This window comes from Mesorhizobium sp. B2-5-3, assembly GCF_006441005.1.
Lineage (GTDB): Bacteria > Pseudomonadota > Alphaproteobacteria > Rhizobiales > Rhizobiaceae > Mesorhizobium.
Genome location: NZ_VFUS01000005.1, coordinates 452696 through 472463, shown reverse-complemented (window position 1 = coordinate 472463; position 19768 = coordinate 452696). Strand labels below are relative to the sequence as shown.

The window sequence follows — 19768 nt, the reverse complement described above, 5'->3', positions numbered from 1 at the left end:
CCCTACTCCCCTACTCCCCTACTCCCCTACTGCCCTACTGCGTGAGCATCATGCCCTACCAATCCCCGATCTCCCCCGGCCGTTCCTGGTACGAGGACACGGCCGGCCTGCGACCCGAATATCCGGTGCTGGACGGTGACCGGAGCTGCGACGTCGTTATCGTCGGGGGCGGTTTCACCGGCTTGTCGGCGGCGGTGCATCTGGCCAAGGCGGGCACCAATGTGGTTTTGATCGAGGCGTATCGCTTCGGAGACGGCGCTTCCGGGCGCAATGGCGGCCAGCTCGGCACCGGGCAGCGCGCCTGGGCCGAGGAATTGGAGGCCGAGTACGGGTTTTCCCGCGCCAAGGCACTGTTCGACCTCGCCGAGGAGGCGAAGGCGCATCTGCTCGAATTCGCCGCCGCCAACCAGATCGATATCGACTACATGCCGGGCCAGCTCTCGGTTGCGCACAAGCCGCGCTATGTCGACGACTACAAGGCGCATGCCGAGATCATGGCCAGCCGCTTCTCCTATCCGCACATTTCGTTCATGGACGCGACGGAAACTGCGCAGCGGCTGGGCTCGACAGCCTATTTCGGCGGGACGCGCGACACCGGCACCGGCCATATCCATCCGATGAAACTGGTGATCGGCACGGCGCGGGCGGCGGCACAGGCCGGCGCACGATTGTTCGAAGCGACGCCGTCGACCGGCATTGTTTCGAGCGGCGGCACGGTGAAGGTTTCGACAGCCAGGGGGACGATCACAGCGCAGAAATGCCTGATCGCGGTCAATGCCTATGGCGGCACGCTCGAACCGGTGAGTGCCGCGCACATCATGCCGATCGGCTCGTTCATCGGCGCGACCGTGCCGCTTGGAGCGGATTCGAACGTGCTGCCGGGCGGCGAGGCCGTCGATGATTCCCGCTTCGTCGTGCGCTACTTCCGCAAGTCGAGGGATGGCCGGCTGCTGTTCGGCGGACGCGAGGTCTACGGCGTCAACGACCCCAAGGACATCCATATCCATATCCGCCGCCAGATCGCGGAACTCTATCCCGCACTGAGGGACGTCGAAATCACGCATGGCTGGGGCGGCTATGTCGGCATCACGGTGCCGAGAAAGCCGTTCGTGCGGGAAGTGATGCCGAATGTGATCTCGGCCGGCGGCTATTCCGGCCACGGCGTCATGCTGTCGAACTTCTTCGGCAAGCTCTATGCCGAAACGGTAGCCGGCAACCGCGACCGGCTAAAGCTGATCGAGGATTTGAAGATTCCGCCGTTCCCCGGTGGCCGGCGCTTGCGCGCGCCGCTGCTTTTCCTAGCGCTCAACTGGTTCGCGTTGCGCGACAGGATTTAACAATTGTTGAGTAATATCATGGGGGCCGCGACATCCAAGCGTTGCAGAATCTTCAGCAATGGCGCACTGATGCCACAATCGCGGGCAAAAAGTGCAATCTCTAGCGAATATAGACGGGGATTTTCTGCGGGCCCGCCCGCTGTTTGATTTGGGACCGGTGCGACCGACGCACGCATTGCGGTGTTTGATCGAAGAACATCGGCCCCTTATGGAGGTGGCAAGAGTGAGAGAGCCCTTCAGTTTCGGTGCTCCGGAACGTCGGCGCTTTGCCATGCAGTTCGGCTACGACATGCGCCCGTCATTCTGGCAGGGAGTCCGTTCGAACTCGCATCTGGTGATTGCCGCGGTCGGCACGGCCGCGCTGCTCGGCGTGGCCGCGGTGGCACTGTGGCTGGCGTTGCCGGCGAACGAGCGGCAAGCGGTTGCCAATCCAGGGCAAGCCATTCCGGCCGTTCCGGTGAAGACGACGAAGATCGCGGCAGCGGGGATCACGGCGGCCGCGGCGGCGGTGCCGCAAGCGGCGCGAAAGTCCGACCAGGTCTCGCCGACCGTGGCTGTCTCGGAAGCCGCCATTCCGGCGCTCGCGGCGAACGACCCGCGCTGGACCGCCTCCCAATCGAAGACCGCACCGGCTGCTTCCGGCCAGTCGGCGAGCAAGGCCGGGCAGACGCCTGACAAGCCGGCGGCGGCGGCATTCGCGCAACCCGCTGCCGACACCGACGCCGCCACCGAGCTCGCCAAGGTCGCCGCACCGGCCCCGGCGGCGGGCAGCAGTCCCGATGGCGCGCAGACCGCCGCCATTCCGGCCGCGCAACCACAAGTAGCGTCGCAGCAATCTGCGGCGCAGGATGACGACAGCAAGGCCGAACCGCGCAAAGCGGCCGCAGCTGGCACCGGGCGCATCCTCAGGGCCGTGACCATGCGCAGCGGCCCGAAGAAGAATGCGGCCGCCATCGTCACGGTGCCCGCCAAGACCTCGGTTCAAGTGATGAGCTGCAAGCGTTGGTGCCAGATCGTCTACAACGGCAAGACAGGCTGGGTCTACAAAACCTACATCAAGACCGGCGCCTGACGTACCGGCGAGCCGATCTTTGGCGCAGCCATGACGATGTGCGTCAGATGCAGCGCCCGCCGTCGACCTCCAGCGCCACGCCGGTGATGAAGGCGGCCTCGTCGGATGCCAGCCACAGTGCCGCATTGGCAATGTCGAGCGGGGTCGAAAGCCGGCCGAGCGGGATCGAGGCGCGGAATTTCTCGCGGATTTCGGGTGTATCGGCGCCCATGAATTTTTCCAGCATGCCGGTCTCACCGGCCACCGGACACAGGCAGTTGACGCGGATGTTCTTCGGCGCGAGTTCCACCGCCATCGACTTGGTGGCGGTGATCGCCCAGCCCTTGGAGGCGTTGTACCAGGTGAGGCCGGGCCGAGGGCGCAGGCCAGCGGTGGAGGCCGTGGTCAGGATGACGCCGCCGCCTTGCCGCTCCATGATCGGCACGACGGCAAGGGCAGCATGATAGATGGCCTTCATGTTGACCGATGTGATCAGGTCGAACGTCGACTCGTCGACTTCGAGCATGTCGCCATTGCGATGGGTGAACCCGGCATTGTTGACCATGATGTCGATACGTCCGAAGGCGCTTTTGGCGGCATGGACCATCTCGTCGAATTCGGAGCGCTGCGAAACGTCGGTCTGGGTCCAGATCGCCGCCTCGCCGATCTCGCCGGCTACGCGTTCGGCGCCCTTGGCATTGAGGTCGGCCACGACGATCCTGGCGCCCTCCTCGGCGAAGCGACGGGCAATGCCCTCGCCGAAACCCGAAGCGGCCCCGGTGACGATGGCGACCTTGTCCTTCAGACGCATGTTTTTCCGCTCCCTGGGTTCATCGCGTGGCTTTTACCGTGGGCTGCCGGCATCATGGCCTGTGCCACGACAGGCAAAGCGCTGATTCTCCCTTAGCTTTCGTCACATTCACGTCCTATGCTGCAACTGCGAAGGCTTGGCGGAGTTGTCGTTTGCCGACAAGCCTTCGCTTGGTGCCAGTGTCAAGCGCACATCTGGACCGACGCAAATATGTAGCGATCGGTCGTCGATGTGACACCATGGCACTGGAAAATTTAAATCGATTAGAATATATCAGCCGCGTACTCGCGACCGGCGTCAAAGCGGATAGACCATGACCAGCCAGATCATCCCCGTCGACCCTTTCGACTTCATCATTTTCGGTGGCACCGGCGACCTGTCGGAACGCAAACTTCTGCCGTCGCTCTACTATCGCCAGCGCGACCATCAATTTTCCGAGCCAACCCGCATCATCGGCACGTCGCGTTCGAAGATGAGTGATGACGAATTTCGGGCTTTCGCCAAGCAGGCTATTTCCGACCACGTCAAGGCGGCCGATATCGATCCCAAGGAGCTCAAGACCTTCCTGGCGCGGCTTTCCTATGTCCCGGCCGATGCCACGAGCGGCGCGGGGTTCGACAGACTGAAAAAGGCGATCGGTGACAGCGACTGCATCCGCGCCTTCTATCTGGCGGTGGCGCCGGCGCTGTTCGGCGACATCTCGCACAAGCTGAAAGAACACGACCTGATCACGCCGAATTCGCGCATCGTGCTGGAGAAGCCGATCGGCCGCGACCTCGCCTCTGCGCAAACGCTCAACGATCTGGTCGGCGACGATTTCCACGAAAGCCAGATCTTCCGCATCGACCACTATCTCGGCAAGGAAACGGTGCAGAACCTGATGGCGCTGCGTTTTGCCAATGCGCTCTACGAGCCGCTGTGGAATTCCGCCCATATCGACCACGTGCAGATCACCGTCGCCGAGACGGTCGGCCTGGAAGACCGTGTCACCTATTACGACAAGGCCGGCGCGCTGCGCGACATGGTGCAGAACCATATGCTGCAACTGCTCTGCCTGGTGGCCATGGAAGCGCCATCGTCGATGGACGCCGACGCCGTGCGTGACGAGAAGCTGAAGGTGCTGCGCGCGCTCAAGCGCATCAACGGCAACGAGGCGCCGAAGCACACGGTGCGTGGACAATACCGCGCCGGCGCTTCCGCAGGCGGGCCGGTGAAAGGCTATGTCGAGGAGCTCGGCAAGGACAGCAACACCGAAACCTTCGTCGCGATCAAGGCCGAGATCGGCAACTGGCGCTGGGCAGGCGTTCCGTTCTACCTCAGGACCGGCAAGCGGCTGGCAACCCGGGTCTCGGAGATCGTCATCGAGTTCAAGCCGATCCCGCATTCGATCTTCGGCGGCGACAGCGCCGGGCCGATCTTCGCCAACCAGCTGGTCATCCGGCTGCAGCCCGACGAAGGCGTCAAACAATTCATCATGATCAAGGACCCGGGTCCGGGCGGCATGCGGCTGCGGCAGATTTCGCTCGACATGAGCTTCGCGCAGTCCTTCGACGGCCGCGCGCCGGACGCTTATGAACGGCTGATCATGGATGTCGTGCGCGGCAACCAGACGCTGTTCATGCGCCGCGACGAGGTCGAGGCCGCGTGGAGGTGGATCGACCCGATCCAGAACGCCTGGGAAAGCGCCAGGCAGGAGGCGCAGGGCTATACGGCGGGCACCTGGGGACCTTCGGCCTCGATAGCGCTGATCGAACGTGACGGGCGGACATGGCACGAGAGCAATTGAACAGCGCCAGCTACAACTGGAATGGCTTTTCCGACCGCGCGGAACTGGCGGCTGCGCTGGCCGGCCGCGTCGCCGACCGGCTGGCAAAGGCAATCGCGGCGCGCGGCACGGCGTTACTGGCCGTTTCCGGCGGCACGACGCCGGCAAAATTCTTTGCTGCCCTGTCGGGAATACCGATCGCCTGGGACAAGGTAACGGTGACGCTGATCGACGAGCGCTTCGTGCCGGCCTCCTCGCCGCGTTCCAATGCCGGACTGGTGGCCGCCAATCTGTTGCAGAACGCGGCTGCGGCGGCACGGTTCGTGCCGCTCTATCACGAAGCCGTCAGCATCGAGGATGCCGCGGCATCGGACAATGCGGCGCTCCAGTCCCTGCCCTGGCCGCTCGACGTCGCCGTGCTCGGCATGGGACCTGACGGCCATACCGCCTCATTCTTTCCCGACGCCGACGATCTGGCGAAATTGCTCGACCCGTCCTCGCACAGGATCGTGCTGCCGGTTCATGCGGCAAGCGCCGGCGAGCCGCGGCTGACCCTGTCGCTGGCGCGCATCGTCGATGCCGGCCTCCTGGCGCTGCACATAGAGGGCGAGGACAAACGCACCGCCTTCGACGGCGCGGTGGCACCCGGTCCGCGAAAGCCGATCCGCGCCGTGCTCGACGCCGCCCCCAGGCCTGTAGAGGTTTTCTGGGCACCCTAACTCTAGACTTATCTGGTCCCGGCAAACGGCGGGAGGATGTTTCCGGGACCTCGCTTGAAAGGACCGAACGCCATGACCGCAAGACGCGATATCGAAGCCATCACGGAGCGCATCCGCCAACGCTCCAAGCCGGGCCGCGAGCGCTATCTCGGCCGCATCGCCAGCGCATCGAACCAGACCGCCAACCGGGCGGTGCTGTCCTGCGGCAATCTTGCCCATGGCTTTGCCGTGTGCAGCCCCTCGGAGAAAGTGGCGCTGGGTGCCGACAAGGTGCCGAACCTCGGTATCATCACCTCCTACAACGACATGCTGTCGGCGCATCAGCCCTTCGAGACATTCCCGGCGCTGATCAAGGAAGCGGCGCGGGAGGCCGGCGGCATCGCCCAGGTTGCCGGCGGCGTGCCGGCGATGTGCGACGGTGTCACCCAGGGGCAGCCGGGCATGGAGCTTTCGCTGTTCTCGCGCGATGTCATCGCCATGGCGGCCGCGATCGGCCTGTCGCACAATATGTTCGACGCCGCCGTTTATCTGGGCGTCTGCGACAAGATCGTGCCCGGGCTGGTGATCGCGGCACTGACCTTCGGCCATCTGCCGGCGGTGTTCATTCCGGCCGGGCCGATGACGACAGGCCTGCCCAACGATGAAAAGGCCAGGGTTCGCCAGCTCTATGCCGAGGGCAAGGCAGGCCGCGCCGAACTGCTGGAGGCCGAGTCAAAATCCTATCATGGACCGGGGACATGCACCTTCTATGGCACGGCCAACTCCAACCAGATGTTGATGGAGATCATGGGCCTGCACACGCCAGGCGCTTCCTTCGTCAATCCGGGCACGCCGCTGCGAGACGCCTTGACCCGCGAGGCGACCAAGCGGGCGCTGGCGATCACCGCGCTTGGCAACGCCTATACGCCGGTCGGGCGGATGATCGACGAGCGTTCCATCGTCAACGGCGTGGTTGGCCTGCACGCGACCGGCGGCTCGACCAACCATACCATTCATCTGATCGCCATGGCCGCAGCCGCTGGGATCGCGCTGACCTGGCAGGATATTTCCGACCTCTCGGAAGCGGTGCCGCTCCTGGCGCGCGTCTATCCCAACGGGCTTGCGGATGTGAACCATTTCCATGCCGCCGGCGGGCTCGGCTTCCTCATTCGCGAGCTGCTCGACGAAGGCGTGCTGCATGAAGATGTGCAGACGGTATGGGGCGAAGGCCTGCGGCCCTACGCAGTCGAGGCAAAGCTCGGTGCCGACGGCAGCGTCGTGCGCGAAGCCGCCCCGCGCGCGAGTGGCGACGCGAAGGTCCTGGCGCCGTTCAAGAAAGCCTTTCAGCCGACGGGCGGCCTCAAAGTGCTGGCCGGCAATCTCGGCCATGCCGTCATCAAGACGTCCGCGGTGAAGCCGGAACGGCGCCTCATCGAAGCGCCGGCCAAAGTGTTCGACAGCCAGCAAGGGCTGAACGAAGCCTTCAAGGCCGGCACGCTCACCGGCGACTTCATCGCCGTCATCCGCTTCCAGGGGCCGAAGGCCAACGGCATGCCGGAACTGCACAAGCTGACCACCGTGCTCGGCATCCTGCAGGATCGCGGCCAGCGCGTCGCACTGGTCACGGACGGGCGCATGTCCGGCGCCTCCGGCAAGGTGCCGGCGGCGATCCATGTCACGCCGGAAGCGGTCGAGGACGGCCCGATCGCCAGGATCCACGACGGCGACATCATCCGGCTGGATGCGGATGCCGGCACGCTTGAAGTGCTGGTACCGGCAGCGGAATTCGCGCTGCGTCGGACGGCGGAAGCCGATCTCATCGGCAATGAGTTCGGCTTCGGCCGTGAGCTCTTCGCCGGGTTCCGTCAGCTGGTGGGTCGAGCCGACCATGGGGCCAGCGCGTTTGGAACCGACGCAGCGGAATTCGCACTGCAATGAAAAGGGACGGCTCCTGGCCGCCGTAGCTGAAATGTGGATTACTTGCTTGTCGCGGGGATCGTCGTCAAAGCCGGTTATTTTGTTGCGAAGATTAGGATTTCTGAGATCGGACGTGGCCGAAAGGGCAAAGCACAAGGCTTTCCGTAAATAACTCGCCCCACTGTGCTTCTCGAATGCAACTGCTCTCCGCTGGCGGCGTACGCTAGCTGTTCATGATTCCTCCGAATCACCACAAAATCTCAATTTTTCGTCAGCTCGCCATATGGGCAAATTCGCGAAGCTGCCGAAACTACGACATGCAAGCCGAAACTCCTCGGTGACGCCAGCTATGCGACGGTCTTCGCCACCATGTCCGGATGCTGACCGATCACGCGCACATAGGCGATAGCGAAATCCGGCGCGGTTGCCCGCGCCTGCTCCCAATCGCGTAGCGTGCCGACCGGAACCCGGAAGCGGCTGGCGAACTCGGACTGCGACAGGCCAAGCCCGGTCCTCGTCTTGCGGATCAGGCGGGCGCGCTGGCCCCGGTCCATCGCCCCAGCCGTCACGTCGAAGTCATCGGCGTCAGCCGGGTCAGCAGGTAGCGAGATATGCTCGTTCTTCACCCTTGTTGCTCCTTCTCACTGAGATGAAGCGGGGCTGTTCACCCCGCCAGACGAAGACGCCGGTGAACAGCTTCTCCCCGACGATGCCGACCACCTTGAACCGTTCCTCGCCGTCGATCTCTCGGATGGAGGGGATAATGAGATGGTTGTCGTCCTCAAAAATCCGATCGCCAAAGGCCAGCGGTAATTTGTGCTTTTCGCGATTCGCCGCATCCTTGGCAGAGTCGAACCTGTCCTGCGTCATGGGCTACAATCATACGGGATTTCCGTATAGATCGCAAGTCCCTTTTCACTCGTGAAATGTCGAGGGTTTTAGGAGCGCGACAAACCCACAGAGGAAAGGCGCTTAAACCGCTCGGTATGGTAACTGGAGCCGCTGGGTAAACCTTCGCTCGGCCGGCTAAAGCGCCGGCGATTTCGGGCAGCACATTCATCGCATCTCGGCCATGGTCGAGCTTTCAGCACGGCCGGAATGTCGTAGGTGTCGTTGATTGACTTGACGGTCCGCCAATCGAGACCGGCCTGGTAGGCCGGCTCGTGGGCCGCCCCTTCTGTTGCTGACAACCAAACCCTACTGAACCGTGATCTCGGCCCGTTCGCCAGCCTTGACTGTCACCGGCATCTCCTTGTCATGACCCTCATCCGACATATGCTGGACGACGACATAATCGCCGGCGGGGATCGTCTGCTGCCAGTTGTCGCCGTAGTTGAAGCCGAGCGATTTGCGCTTGCCATCGATGTCCTTTTTCGACGAAAACACCTCAATCGAATAAGCGCCGGGCGCCGATATTGCGAGCACGCCCGCATCGAGCACGACCTTCACGTCCTGGCTGTCGCCGGGCTTGATGCTGAAAGGCTGCTCGACGACGGCGAGATCGAGCGTTGTCACCGCCACATAGTCGTCGGGCGGCAGCCAGAACTTGCTATCGGCCCCATAGGAGTGCTCGACGCTGTCGCGGCTGCCGTCGATCTTCTTCTTCGCCTTGACGATCTCAAAGCCGATGGCCGAATTGTCGGCCTTCTCGCCGCCAGACGTATAGTAGGCATTGAGCATGGCCTGGCCGACGCCGACCACGACGTCCTTTTCTACGGTCTGCCCGGCGGCGAGCTGGATTGTTTCCGTCACCGTGCCGGCACCGATCTGCACCGTCACCTTCTGTTCGCCCGCCGGCACGATGGCCTGGGTGTCGCCGTAATGGGTGGTGCTGCCACCGGGATAGGCGAAATCGACGCGGGCTTCGCTGCTGATCTCGGCACCCTGGCTGGCATGCGGGTGAATGATCAATGTGCCGGCGTTCAGGATAAAGAGCGGTTTTTGGACCTGGCCGGCCTCGATCTTGACCTTCTGCTCGACCTTGGCTTCGTCGTCGCGCGCGACGACGATATAGTCGCCGGGATCGAGTTTGCCGCTATAGCTGCCATATTCGGTGGTGACGGACTCGCCGCGCGAGCCGTCGGGGTTGGCTTTGTAAATCTCCCAGGCATTGCCGTCGGTGATCGGCTCGCCGCCTTCGGCCATCACCACGGTCGGCTGGAAATTGAAAGCAGGCCTTGCAGGCTCCGGCGCAGGCGCTGGCGCTGGCGCCGGTTCGGTTGCCGGCGCCGGCGCGGGGGGCGGTGACGGCGCCGGTGCGGCGACGGTTTCGACCAAAGCTTGCCGCAGCGCCTTCTCGTCGGACGCCTGGATGTACTTGCCGCCGGTGTTGTCGGCGAGGCAAGCGATCTGCTTGCCTTCGTCGGCCGTAAGGCCAAAGCCGACAACGTCGGCTGTGAAATCGACGCCGGACGATTCGAGTTCCTTGCCAAGCGCGCAAGGATCGCCGCCACAGGTCTCGAGCCCGTCGGTGATGAGAATGACGGTCGCCTTGTCCTCGGTGTATTTCAGCGCTTCGGCCGCCTGCTTGACGGCTGATGTCAGCGGCGTCTTGCCGAGGAATTTCATGCTGTCGGCCGCGGCCGAAATCGCGCTCGCCGAGCCGGCCTGCGGCGGTACGATCAGCTGGATGTCCTCGCAACTGCCTTTCTTGCGATGGCCATAGGCCATGAAACCGAGTTCATCGTCGGCGGGAACCGATTGCAGCACGTTTCTCAGCGACTCACGGGCGATTTCCAGCTTGGGCCTGCCGTCGATCTGCGCCCACATCGACCCTGAAGCGTCGAGGATGATGATGAGCTTGTTCGCGGCAAAGCCGAATGTCGTCATCGACAAAAGGAGAAACGCCGCAGCGACGCTCCGTGCAAGTCCCGCCATCAAAATCTCCTGAGTAGCCGCCCCGTCCGCCGGCTGAAGCTATTTGAGCCCACCCTGGGACACAAGCCCGGACGCGGCTTGTCCGCGGCTTAGTAGGTGGTGCGGCGCTCTTCGGAAGGCGGGCGGCCAAACTGCAGCCGGTAGCTCTGGGCAAAATAGGAATGCGAGGTGAAGCCGGTGGCGATCGCCACATCGAGGATCGGCATGTTGGTCTGGCGCAACAATTCGCGCGCCCGCTCCAACCGCAGCCGCATGTAGTAGCGGCCGGGCGTGACGTTGAGGTGGCGCAGGAACAAACGCTCCACCTGACGCACCGAAAGGCCGGCCGATTTAGCGAGTTGCACCGCCGAGAGCGGCTCGTCGAGATGGTCGGCCATCAGCTCGACGATGCGCTTGAGCTTCTCCGACTTGCCGGTGAGGTCGCGCTCCGGCCCGACGCGCTGGCGATCGCCGGCCGAGCGAATGCGCTCGTGCTGGAACTGGTTGGCGACGCCATTGGCGAGGTTCGAGCCGAAGTCGCCGCGCACGATCTCCAGCATCAGGTCGATCGAGGTGGTACCGCCGGCGCAGGTGTAGCGCTTGCGGTCGATCTCGAAGACGTTGCCGGTGCAGTTGATGTCGGGAAAGCGCTCGACGAAGCCGGCGCGATTCTCCCAATGGATAGTGCAGCGATAGCCGTCGAGCTGGCCGGCCTCGGCCAGCAAATAGGATCCGACCGACAGCGCGCCGAGCGCGTTGCCGCGCCGGCCCCAGCTGCGTAGCGCCGCCAGCACCTTGCTCTTGCCGGGAAATTCGGTGGTCAGCCCGACCGAGACGAAGAGGATGTCGACCGGCGGCAGGTCGGCAACCGCATAGTCGATCTTGAGCGGCAAGCCGTTGGACGCCATCACCGGATCGCCATCGGCCGATACCGTCGTCCAGCCGTAGAAATCGCGGCCGAGCAGCCGGTTCGCCGAACGGAACGTGTCGATCGCGGCGGCCAGCGAGAACATGGAGAACTTGTCGACCAGCAGGAATGCGAATTGCCGGCCGCCTTGAACGGGATCATTCATGACCGGCCGTTCCAAGGGAATAGTTGGGTTCGGCAAAGCTGCTGCTTTCTGGTGGTCAGAAGGAGGGCCGTTTCAACCCGGCCGCAAGGTAGGCGGAGGCTAACGTATTGGCCATCAGCATGGCAATGGTCATCGGCCCGACGCCGCCGGGCACGGGCGTGATGGCGCCGGCGGCCTTGGCCGCTTCGGCATAGGCGACGTCGCCGACGAGGCGGGATTTGCCCTCCCCCTTCTCCGGGGCCGGGATGCGGTTGATGCCGACGTCGATGACGGTTGCGCCGGGCTTCACCCAATCGCCCCTGATCATCTCCGGCCGGCCAACGGCGGCGACGAGAATGTCGGCGGTGCGGGCCAGCCCCGGCAGATCCTTCGTGCGGCTGTGCGCGATGGTGACGGTGCAATTGGCGGCGAGCAGGAGATTGGCCATCGGCTTGCCGACGATGTTGGAACGGCCGACGACGACGGCATTGAGGCCCGACAGATCCTTGCCGCGCACGCGCTCGATCAGGAGCATCGAGCCGGCGGGCGTGCAGGGAACGAAAGCGGTGTCGAGTTCGCCGGTGCCGAGCTTGCCGACATTGATGAAATGGAAGCCGTCGACATCCTTCTGCGGCGCGATCGCCTGGATGACCTTGCCGGCGTCGATGTGGGCGGGAAGCGGAAGCTGCACCAGGATGCCGTTGATGGCGGGATCGGCGTTGAGGTCGGCGATGATCTTGAGCAGCGCCTCCTGGGAGGTGTCCGCCGGCAGCGTGTGCTGGACCGAATGAAAGCCGCATTCCTTGGCGGTGCGGGATTTGGAGGCGACGTAGACCTGGCTCGCCGGATCCTCGCCGACGATAACCACGGCGAGGCCGGGCTGGATCTTGCCCTTGGCGACAAGCTCCGCGGTCAAGGTCTTCACCGTCCGCACCACGTCTTCGGCAACGCTTTTGCCGTCAATCACTTCGGCCATATGAATCACCCCTCGATACGTTCCGCCAAACCGGCCGCGTCTGAAAATGCGGCGCTTTGGATCCTTTTCTCAAGCGTGCCGAAGCCTGCATGGCCCGGCCAGCCGGGCTGCGTCTCCGGCAAGACACCGCGCGGCATTTTGACGAAAATTCGAACACGCAATCCCGTCAAAGCGCCGTCCGATGCCGTTTACGCGAAACCGGCCCGCTTTTGTTCGACACAGGAGACTATCTTGTGGCTCAGAAATAGCGGCGGCCGGCGCGGCTCTCGGTAAGCTCGCGAACAGCCTCGCGAAATTCGCGCAGGCTGGCGCGAATTTCCTCGATCGACGCCTGCTCGGCGCCCTTCTCGGCGGCGGCGGGCTGCTCCAGCGGCGCGGCGGGATAGGCCGACGGCTGAGCCGGAGCGGGTGCGGCCGGGTAGGGCATGGGCGCGCCATAGGGCGCCGCGGCCTGGGGATGACCTGCCGCCGACCGCGTCTGCCAAGGCTGCATGTGCGGATAGACCAAGGGCTGCGCATAGGGATGGGACGAGGCCGGATACATCGCCTGCTGCGGCACCAGGGGCGACCGCAATGGCGGTCCCATGGGCCGCGTATAGCCGGCGTCCGCGTCTGGCTGAAAAGATGGCCGCGGATAGTCTGGAGCTGGCGGGCGATGTCCAAAGGCGGAATCCGGAGCCGGATAGTCGGGAAATGCCGGAGTGCTCGCCGGCCGGCCCTCTTCGGCGACAGCGGCCGATGCAGATGCACCGGGAAACGCATCGTCCTGCGCCTCGGTGCCGGGCTTGCGGGACACGGCTTTGCGCAGCCTCGACATCAGCAAGCCGATCCGGCTTGGACCCTCGGTGGCAGCGGCTCCGGGCTGCGCGGCAAGCGGCGGCACTGATGCTGGTGGCGGCGGCGGTGATTGCGGCGGCGATGCTTGCGGTATCGGCGGCGCCGGCGGAGGCGGCGCCCGGAATGCCTGGTCATCGAGCGGCGCCCGGCGTTCGTCCATCTTGCGGTCACGGCGGGATCGTGACCCGGCGGTCTCACGCAGGCTTTCATAGGCGCCGCGCATGGCGCCGAGACCGACGCCGGAGGCAAAGCCCAGCAGCAGGCCGGCAAGCGCCACCACGGCGCGCGACGGCCCGTTCGGCTCCAGCGGAATGGAGGCGGGCGAGATGACGCTCATATTGGCGGTGTTGATATTCTTCTGCTCGCCGGTCTCCTTGGCGCGCAGGAGATATTGCTCATAGACCGAGCGCTTGGCCGAGGCCTCGCGTTCCAGTTCGCGCATCGAGACAAGGTCGCTGTTGACGTCGCCGCTGCGCACCTTCATCTGCGCCAGGCGGGAAGCAAGGTCCTGTTCGAGCTGGACCGAGCGTTTCAGGTCAACCTGCAGCGACGACGCGATGCGGCTGAGTTCGGCGACGATGCGTTCGCGCGCGCCGGTGAGCTGGGCCTCGAGCGCCTGGCGCTCGGGATGGCGCGGTCCGAGCCGGACCGCTGCCCGATCAGCCTCCTGTTTGAGCGTTGCGTATTGCGAGCGCAGATCGCTCATGGAGTTGGAGTTGATCTCTTCAGGCAAGGTGCCGCTGAGCACCGAATTCACGTTGACCTGACGTGCCGAGGCCGCGCGGGCGTTCAGCTCCAGCGTGCGGGCGCGGGCGACGGAAAGCTGCTCGTTGAGCTTGAGCATCTGGTCGTCGCTGATCAGATGGCCCTGCGCGTCGACAAGATCATGGGTGGCCCTGAAATCCTCGACCTTGCGCTCGGCGGCTTCGACGCCCTTGCGCATCTCGTCGAGTTTCGCCGTCAGTTCGTTGTTGGCCCGGCCGGCAGTGTCGGACTGGATTTCACCCGAAGTCTGCAGGAAAACCTTCGTCATCGTTTCCGCGATGAGCGCCGATTTCTGGGCGTCCTGCGTGGTGACGCCGATGGTGATCACGGAGGTCTTGCCGCCGCGCTCGACCGAAACGCTCTCGGCCAGGTTGACGATGGCAAGGGAAAGGCGGCGGGATTGGTCGACACCGCCCGGTCCGTCCTGGCGCAACAGGATCGAGCGGATCAGCGACATGACGCCCAGGCCGCCATTGCCTTGGCCGTTGAACTCGGGGTCGTCGACCAGGTCGAGCTCCTGGACAACCTTGTTCAACACGGTGCCGGAGGTCAGCAACTTGATCTGGTTCTCGACGTTGACGAGCGCCGCGTCGGGCATGACCACCGCCTGGGTGAGATCGCGATCCGTAAGCTTCAGGTCGCGCGGGTCGACGATCAGTTCGGTGGTGGACTCGTATTTCTTCGGCGTCGACAGGGCAATCGCAACGCCGAGCGCCGCGCCCAGTACCGTCGTGGTGATGATCAGCGCTTTGGACCTGGCGACGCCGCGAACCACCTGCATCGGATCGATCAGGGGCTTCCATTGCTGGCTGTCGGCATCCTCGCCAGGAGATGTTCCCGCTTCGCTCGCGCTCAGCGGTTCGGATGTGCTGCGCGGGGAATCAACGCTCGAGGCGATCTCAGGAACCGTCTCTTCATACGGCATCGCCGAGTCCGAACCGCCGATACCGGCCCCATCGTGCGAACGCGAAATGCCGGCGGACGCCGGAGCCGGCTCGCCGCCCGGCTGCAAGCGTTGCGTTGCGGTGGATGCGGAAGGCGCCGGATTCATCTTCGCCTCGCGCTGCGAACGCGCCAGGCGATGACGTGTGGCGGCATCCTCGCGCCATGACGGATTTGCCCGATCCCCTAGCGAGACCAGCGATGCCTCGTCCTCACCGCGCACGGCTTGGCCAAGCGCCAGCAAGGATCGCTCGCGCCTCCAGTCCTCACGATTTTCCCTGTCGCCCATTGTCGCGGAGCTTACTTTCAGCCGCCAGACAGCGGCAGTCGGCCATTTGTTAAGCCACGCTAAACAAGCATAGGAAACAAAAGGTTAATTTTAGGCGGCCGAAAGCATTGCTTGTTGCCGGCTGCTTGGAATTTCAGCAGATGCAGGAAGATTTCAGAAGGGCACGTTAAACTTTGCCGCCTATGCCTTTCCCTGACCTATGACTGAGGCCAGCGACATACCGCAGAGGCGGCCCCTCGCCCGGATCGGCACCTTCGTGGCCGAAAGACGGGGGCTGGTTCGCGACTATTTTTCAGCGATCAGCGGCGCCGGCGGGCGGCTGGTGTTTTCACTCGCCTACTTCATCGCCTTGGCCAATACGCTTTCCATCGCCGAGTTCGGCATGTTCGCCACCGCCTCGGCCGCCGGAGTGATGCTGTCGCGGCTTCTGGCCTTCGGCTTCATCTCGGCACTCTACCGCACCGCCACCATCCGCCCCAACCTGATCGGCACCTTCACCGCAGGCTTCCTGCTGCTGGGCATCGTCTCGTTGCCGCTGCTCGCCGCGGCCTCCTACATCGTCTACCTGATCTTCTTTGCCAGCACCGTGCCGCTGCCGGTGTTCGCGGCAATCGTCTTTGCCGAGGCGCTTCTGTGGCGGCCGGTGGAGGTGGCGCTGATCGTCAACAACGGGCTCGGCAAATTCGGCCGTGCCGCCGTGCTGGCGATCCTGGCGACCGCTTTGCGGGCGGCCGGCGCGGTGCTGTTCATGTTCTGGGCGCAACACAGCGTCTGGGTGTGGTCCTGGTTCTATATCGGCGCGAACGCGGCCTCGCTGCTGGTCGCGTTCGGCCTCTTCTATCCGCGCCAACGGCTGCGGCTGCGCGGCGAGCTCTATCTCAGGCGGCTCGCCGATTCGATCTACGTCGCCGGCGCCGAGGTGTTGTTCTACCTGCAGATGGAGTTCGACAAGCTTCTGGTGCTGGCGATCGGCGGGCCGCACCTGGCCGGCATCTATGCCATCATCATGCGGCTGGTCGACCTGACGGCGATCCCGATCCGCACCTTCTCCATGATGCTGGTGCAGCGCATGATGCGCGCCCCGGAGCTCTTGTCACGGCTGGCGGTCAAGAGCGGCATCGAAGGCGGCGTATTCGCGGTCTCGACGCTGGCGCTGCTGGCGCTTGCCGTGGTGCTGCATTTCTTCCCCGGGGCGCTCGGCAAGAACGTCTCGGAGGCCGCTCCCCTGGTGGCGCTTGCGATCGGCGTTCCGGGACTGCGCAATCTGGTCGAATACCAGGCGGAACTTCTGTTCGCGCGCGGCCAGACGCTGGTGCGGGCGCTCAATCTCGGCCTGCTCGCCGCTCTCAAGGCGCTGCTGCTGACCTATGTGCTGACAACCATTGCCGACACATCGAAGCTGGTGCTGTCGCTCAACGTCGTCTTCCTGCTGCTCTATCTCGCGTCGATGCTGCTGACCTATTCGGCGCTGCGCAAGCCGGCGAAGGCGATCTGATCCTTCATCCGGGCAGTCTTTCCGAGAACCGGTTCGCTTTTCAGGATCAGGGTCGGTCGAGCCCGATCAGCCGGCGGATGCGGCCGGTATCGGTGCCGATGAAGGACTGCATGCCGATCGCCACCTGTTCGGGCGCCATGGCGGCAACGAAGCGACGGAATTCATCATCCGACAGCGCCTCACCGGTCCAGTGGACGCGGCAGAATTCTTCCGAGCCATGGAAGTGGCCAGCGCCGTCCAGCAGATCGTCGACATAGCGGCCATAGATCATGCATTCGGAGAATTTGCGCGCCGAGCCGACGACCTCGACCCAGTTTCGGCCATGCACCTCCTCGATCCGACTGCACATGGCCAGCACGGTGTCGCGGCGCCAGGCGATCAGCGTCGAAATGTAATCGTGAACCGAATTCCTCGACGGATCGATGCCGAGCGCGGAGCCGGCATTGCGCGACCATGTGCGATGCTCGTCATGACCGTCCTGCGCAAGCACGCCGTCACGGCGGAACAGCCGCGCCTTGCCGTCGCGCCAGAACGCGCCGCAATCGAAAGGCTTCAGAAAGGCGACGTCGGAATCGCAGAAGACCAGAACGTCCTGGCATGCATGCGCCGCTATGGCGATGCGGCGCAGCTGCTGCACGTGCCAGCCGCGCAGCGGCTGCGTCTTCAGGCTGAGCCAGACGCGCCGCCGGAACAGGCTAAGCGGATCGTCGAAGACATGCAGCCAGCGCGGCAGCAACTCACGTTCGTCGACGACGGATCGGTTGGCGCTCTCCAACCGTCGAAACAATTTGACGTCGCGGCCTTCGACCAGAATGTAGTGATGCGCGACGCCCGTGACGTGCCGGTCGAGGGTTTCGCAGAGCAAGCGGCAACGCTCGAAATCCGGCGCATAGCTTGCCGTCACCATGGCTGCCGTCGGCGTTGCCCGAAGCAGTCCGGGTTCGGCGATCGCGCCCGGAACGAACCTCTCGTTCAACGGACGTCTCCGGCGGCTTGGGGCCGGTTCAACAATTTCTGTTTGAGGACCCGCCACAGGAACAAGGGGTTGCCGACCACATAGCGGCGCCAGAGCCGTCCCGGCTCGACCGCCAGCCGAAACAGCCACTCCAGCCTGAGGCGCCGTATCCACAAGGGCGCGCGCGGCACGGCGCCGCTGAGAAAATCCAGCAGCGCGCCGACCGCGACCGGCAGCGTGCAGTGGCGCTCGTCGATGTGCCGTTCGATCCACAATTCCTGGCGCGGCACGCCCATGGCGACCAGCAGCATATCAGGCCGCAGCGCCGCGATGCGTTCGATGATTTCCGGCTCCTGCGCAGCGGAGAAGTAGCCGTCATGGATGACCACGAATCTGTGCTGGACGGCAATCGCCGCGAGCTTCTTCGACGCGGCCTCGGCATTGACGCGCGTCGCGCCGAGCAGCCCCACGGTCAGCGGCCGGGTCACCGACCGCAGAAAGGCCGGCACGAAGTCGGTGCCGTTGAGATTGTCCGGGAACGGCGCGCCATAGAGAAGCTGCGCTGCGAGATCGACGCCGATGCCGTCCGGCAGGATGAGAAAATCGTCGAGCGCCTGGGCGAACACCGGATCGGTGTAGGCGAGATTGGCGTTATGGGCGTTGAGGAAGCTGACCTTGGTGAAGCGTCGTTCCACGATCAGCCGCGTCAGCAGGGCGATCGCGTCGTCCCAGCGAATGGCGAGCACGGAGATGCCGAAGATCGTCTTCAATGTGTCGGGCCCGAACGAGGCGCGGGCGGCGTGCATGTTCATGCAAACGCCTCCTGCATGACCGGACCGAGCTTCTCCAGGCCAAACCGAATGGCGGCGTCCAGCGCCTTGAGCTGCCGGCGGTGGAACGCGCTACCGTCGACGTCCGTAATATCGGCCGCCGCGGCCTCCAGCGCCTTGGCAAAGGCGACCGGATCGTCGGTGACGGCGCAATTGACCGGGCGATGGTCGATGCCGCGCAGCGCGTGGCTGGTGGCAACGGCGGGCAGGCCGAGCTCGAACGTTTCGATCGTCTTCAATTGCACGCCGCTGCCGGCGGTGCTGATGAGCGGGATGACGGCGCCGCCGCGTATGAAAGCCTGGGCGTCCGGCACGCGTCCGACGAAAGCGACGCCGGGATGCGTCGAGGCGATGTCAGACGGGATGCTGCCGGCGATCCTGATGCGGAAGTCTGGGCGCAGATGCGGCACCACCTTGTCCAGGAACCAGCCGAGCCCGATGCGGTTCGGCTGCCAAGTCCAGGTGCCGATCAGCGCCGCGTCGCACTCGATCTTGCGCCGACCGCTGTGCGCCGGTGGCCTGGCGCCCGTCACCAGCGGCAGCACCGCCGAGCGGTCGTCGGAGGCCGCGCCAAGTGCCGAACGGTCTTCCTCGGCCAGCGTGAAGACGAAACGCGCGCGGCGGCACAGACGCTCTTCCACGCTCTCGAGCAGCCTTGCCTCGCGGCGGAACAACAGGCGCTGGAAGATGCCCGGGGCGGCAGCGGCATTTTCCCGCGCCGAAAGATGCTCGACATTGTGGGCGACGAAGATCGAAGGCCGCTCGTCGAAGAGCTTTTCGAAGGCGCCGGCGAACTGCACGGAATTGAGCACATAGCCGTCGAAGGGGCCGGCGCGCTCGATGGCGGCGAGGACTTCGGCATCGGAGACCGCACGCACCTTGGCCGACGCGAAGGTGAGGCCCGAAAGCATCGCCTTGCCGACCCAGGCAAGCTTTTGCAGCGCTGAAGCATTTTCGGTGCGCACGTCGACGGCACCCAGCACGATGGTGTTTTCAGGATCGGCCGCGGCTTTCCCCGGCCAGATGAAGCCGATGACGGTGACGCGCGCGCCGGCGCGCCGCAAGGCAGCGATGATTGCAGCATTGGCGATCTCGTAGCCCGATGCGAGAGCGCCATCGGGCACGATCGATGTGGCGAACAGCAGATGCATCTCACCTATCCTGTGGTGCAGCCGGTAGCAAAGCGCGGTGA

At 64.4% G+C, this 19768-nt stretch carries 16 protein-coding genes and 1 pseudogene; 6 read left to right on the top strand and 11 right to left on the bottom strand.

Annotated elements, in window-relative coordinates:
• The first annotated feature begins 50 nt into the window (after nucleotides 1-50).
• Together FJ867_RS15090 and FJ867_RS15085 are read left to right on the top strand one after the other, a co-directional pair.
• A complete protein-coding gene (locus FJ867_RS15090; RefSeq protein ID WP_140580325.1) occupies nucleotides 51-1337 on the top strand; it encodes an FAD-binding oxidoreductase in 1287 nt (428 codons plus the stop codon).
• A gap of 223 nt (nucleotides 1338-1560) precedes the next feature.
• Nucleotides 1561-2409, top strand: coding sequence for an SH3 domain-containing protein (locus FJ867_RS15085; protein ID WP_246675049.1), 849 nt, complete (start codon nucleotides 1561-1563; stop codon nucleotides 2407-2409).
• A gap of 43 nt (nucleotides 2410-2452) precedes the next feature.
• On the opposite strand, the gene FJ867_RS15080 is transcribed toward FJ867_RS15085, so the two are convergent.
• The gene (locus tag FJ867_RS15080) at nucleotides 2453-3199 is read right to left on the bottom strand and encodes an SDR family oxidoreductase (RefSeq protein WP_140686547.1); all 747 of its coding nucleotides are present in this window, start codon (nucleotides 3197-3199) and stop codon (nucleotides 2453-2455) included.
• A gap of 313 nt (nucleotides 3200-3512) precedes the next feature.
• Between FJ867_RS15080 and zwf the strand changes: the two genes are divergently transcribed.
• The 3 genes from zwf (at nucleotide 3513) to edd (ending at nucleotide 7600) form a co-directional block, all read left to right on the top strand.
• Nucleotides 3513-4985 (top strand): glucose-6-phosphate dehydrogenase, encoded by a 1473-nt coding sequence (zwf, locus tag FJ867_RS15075; RefSeq protein ID WP_140501096.1) that lies wholly within the window; start codon nucleotides 3513-3515, stop codon nucleotides 4983-4985.
• The gene (pgl, locus tag FJ867_RS15070; protein WP_140817802.1) at nucleotides 4967-5683 is read left to right on the top strand and encodes a 6-phosphogluconolactonase; all 717 of its coding nucleotides are present in this window, start codon (nucleotides 4967-4969) and stop codon (nucleotides 5681-5683) included. Before zwf ends, pgl begins: the two co-directional genes overlap by 19 nt.
• Nucleotides 5684-5755: 72 nt before the next feature.
• A complete protein-coding gene (gene edd, locus FJ867_RS15065; RefSeq protein WP_140525577.1) occupies nucleotides 5756-7600 on the top strand; it encodes a phosphogluconate dehydratase in 1845 nt (614 codons plus the stop codon).
• A 326-nt stretch (nucleotides 7601-7926) separates the two neighbouring features.
• On the opposite strand, the gene FJ867_RS15060 is transcribed toward edd, so the two are convergent.
• The 7 genes and pseudogenes from FJ867_RS15060 to FJ867_RS15030 form a co-directional block, all read right to left on the bottom strand.
• Entirely contained in the window at nucleotides 7927-8205 is a 279-nt protein-coding gene (locus tag FJ867_RS15060; protein WP_140817800.1) for a helix-turn-helix domain-containing protein, read from the bottom strand.
• Nucleotides 8174-8449 carry a BrnT family toxin gene (locus FJ867_RS15055; protein ID WP_140501088.1) on the bottom strand — a complete coding sequence of 92 codons (276 nt, stop codon included), beginning with the start codon at nucleotides 8447-8449 and terminating at the stop codon, nucleotides 8174-8176. The genes FJ867_RS15060 and FJ867_RS15055 overlap by 32 nt, the downstream gene beginning before the upstream one ends.
• Nucleotides 8361-8736: pseudogene (locus tag FJ867_RS28975) on the bottom strand (hypothetical protein); the annotation flags it as partial. The gene FJ867_RS15055 and the pseudogene FJ867_RS28975, both read right to left, overlap by 89 nt.
• 40 nt (nucleotides 8737-8776) lie before the next feature.
• Nucleotides 8777-10456, bottom strand: a complete 1680-nt coding sequence (locus tag FJ867_RS15045) for a VWA domain-containing protein (protein ID WP_140817798.1) — start codon at nucleotides 10454-10456, stop codon at nucleotides 8777-8779.
• A gap of 89 nt (nucleotides 10457-10545) precedes the next feature.
• Nucleotides 10546-11508, bottom strand: coding sequence for a GlxA family transcriptional regulator (locus tag FJ867_RS15040; RefSeq protein ID WP_140817796.1), 963 nt, complete (start codon nucleotides 11506-11508; stop codon nucleotides 10546-10548).
• A 55-nt stretch (nucleotides 11509-11563) separates the two neighbouring features.
• The gene (folD, locus tag FJ867_RS15035) at nucleotides 11564-12463 is read right to left on the bottom strand and encodes a bifunctional methylenetetrahydrofolate dehydrogenase/methenyltetrahydrofolate cyclohydrolase FolD (RefSeq protein WP_140501082.1); all 900 of its coding nucleotides are present in this window, start codon (nucleotides 12461-12463) and stop codon (nucleotides 11564-11566) included.
• A 238-nt stretch (nucleotides 12464-12701) separates the two neighbouring features.
• Nucleotides 12702-15296, bottom strand: a complete 2595-nt coding sequence (locus FJ867_RS15030; RefSeq protein ID WP_140558572.1) for a GumC family protein — start codon at nucleotides 15294-15296, stop codon at nucleotides 12702-12704.
• A 199-nt stretch (nucleotides 15297-15495) separates the two neighbouring features.
• Between FJ867_RS15030 and FJ867_RS15025 the strand changes: the two genes are divergently transcribed.
• Entirely contained in the window at nucleotides 15496-16791 is a 1296-nt protein-coding gene (locus FJ867_RS15025) for a lipopolysaccharide biosynthesis protein (protein ID WP_140817794.1), read from the top strand.
• Nucleotides 16792-16837: 46 nt separating this feature from the next.
• Here FJ867_RS15025 and FJ867_RS15020 read toward each other — a convergent pair whose 3' ends face one another.
• The 3 genes from FJ867_RS15020 to FJ867_RS15010 are packed head-to-tail and all read right to left on the bottom strand — an operon-like array spanning nucleotide 16838 to nucleotide 19727.
• Entirely contained in the window at nucleotides 16838-17767 is a 930-nt protein-coding gene (locus FJ867_RS15020) for a DUF6492 family protein (protein WP_140817793.1), read from the bottom strand.
• Nucleotides 17764-18558 carry a WecB/TagA/CpsF family glycosyltransferase gene (locus FJ867_RS15015; RefSeq protein WP_140568171.1) on the bottom strand — a complete coding sequence of 265 codons (795 nt, stop codon included), beginning with the start codon at nucleotides 18556-18558 and terminating at the stop codon, nucleotides 17764-17766. Before FJ867_RS15015 ends, FJ867_RS15020 begins: the two co-directional genes overlap by 4 nt.
• The gene (locus FJ867_RS15010) at nucleotides 18555-19727 is read right to left on the bottom strand and encodes a glycosyltransferase family 4 protein (RefSeq protein WP_140568170.1); all 1173 of its coding nucleotides are present in this window, start codon (nucleotides 19725-19727) and stop codon (nucleotides 18555-18557) included. Before FJ867_RS15010 ends, FJ867_RS15015 begins: the two co-directional genes overlap by 4 nt.
• Nucleotides 19728-19768 lie beyond the last annotated feature (41 nt).

Bases quoted from the DNA above. Each gene is read 5' to 3' on its own strand.
- FJ867_RS15090 (WP_140580325.1), top strand. From the start codon at position 51: ATGCCCTACCAATCCCCGATCTCCCCCGGCCGTTCCTGGTACGAGGAC.
- FJ867_RS15080 (WP_140686547.1), bottom strand. From the start codon at position 3,199: ATGCGTCTGAAGGACAAGGTCGCCATCGTCACCGGGGCCGCTTCGGGT.
- zwf (WP_140501096.1), top strand. From the start codon at position 3,513: ATGACCAGCCAGATCATCCCCGTCGACCCTTTCGACTTCATCATTTTC.
- pgl (WP_140817802.1), top strand. From the start codon at position 4,967: ATGGCACGAGAGCAATTGAACAGCGCCAGCTACAACTGGAATGGCTTT.
- edd (WP_140525577.1), top strand. From the start codon at position 5,756: ATGACCGCAAGACGCGATATCGAAGCCATCACGGAGCGCATCCGCCAA.
- FJ867_RS15055 (WP_140501088.1), bottom strand. From the start codon at position 8,449: ATGACGCAGGACAGGTTCGACTCTGCCAAGGATGCGGCGAATCGCGAA.
- FJ867_RS15045 (WP_140817798.1), bottom strand. From the start codon at position 10,456: ATGGCGGGACTTGCACGGAGCGTCGCTGCGGCGTTTCTCCTTTTGTCG.
- FJ867_RS15040 (WP_140817796.1), bottom strand. From the start codon at position 11,508: ATGAATGATCCCGTTCAAGGCGGCCGGCAATTCGCATTCCTGCTGGTC.
- folD (WP_140501082.1), bottom strand. From the start codon at position 12,463: ATGGCCGAAGTGATTGACGGCAAAAGCGTTGCCGAAGACGTGGTGCGG.
- FJ867_RS15030 (WP_140558572.1), bottom strand. From the start codon at position 15,296: ATGGGCGACAGGGAAAATCGTGAGGACTGGAGGCGCGAGCGATCCTTG.
- FJ867_RS15025 (WP_140817794.1), top strand. From the start codon at position 15,496: ATGACTGAGGCCAGCGACATACCGCAGAGGCGGCCCCTCGCCCGGATC.
- FJ867_RS15015 (WP_140568171.1), bottom strand. From the start codon at position 18,558: ATGAACATGCACGCCGCCCGCGCCTCGTTCGGGCCCGACACATTGAAG.
- FJ867_RS15010 (WP_140568170.1), bottom strand. From the start codon at position 19,727: ATGCATCTGCTGTTCGCCACATCGATCGTGCCCGATGGCGCTCTCGCA.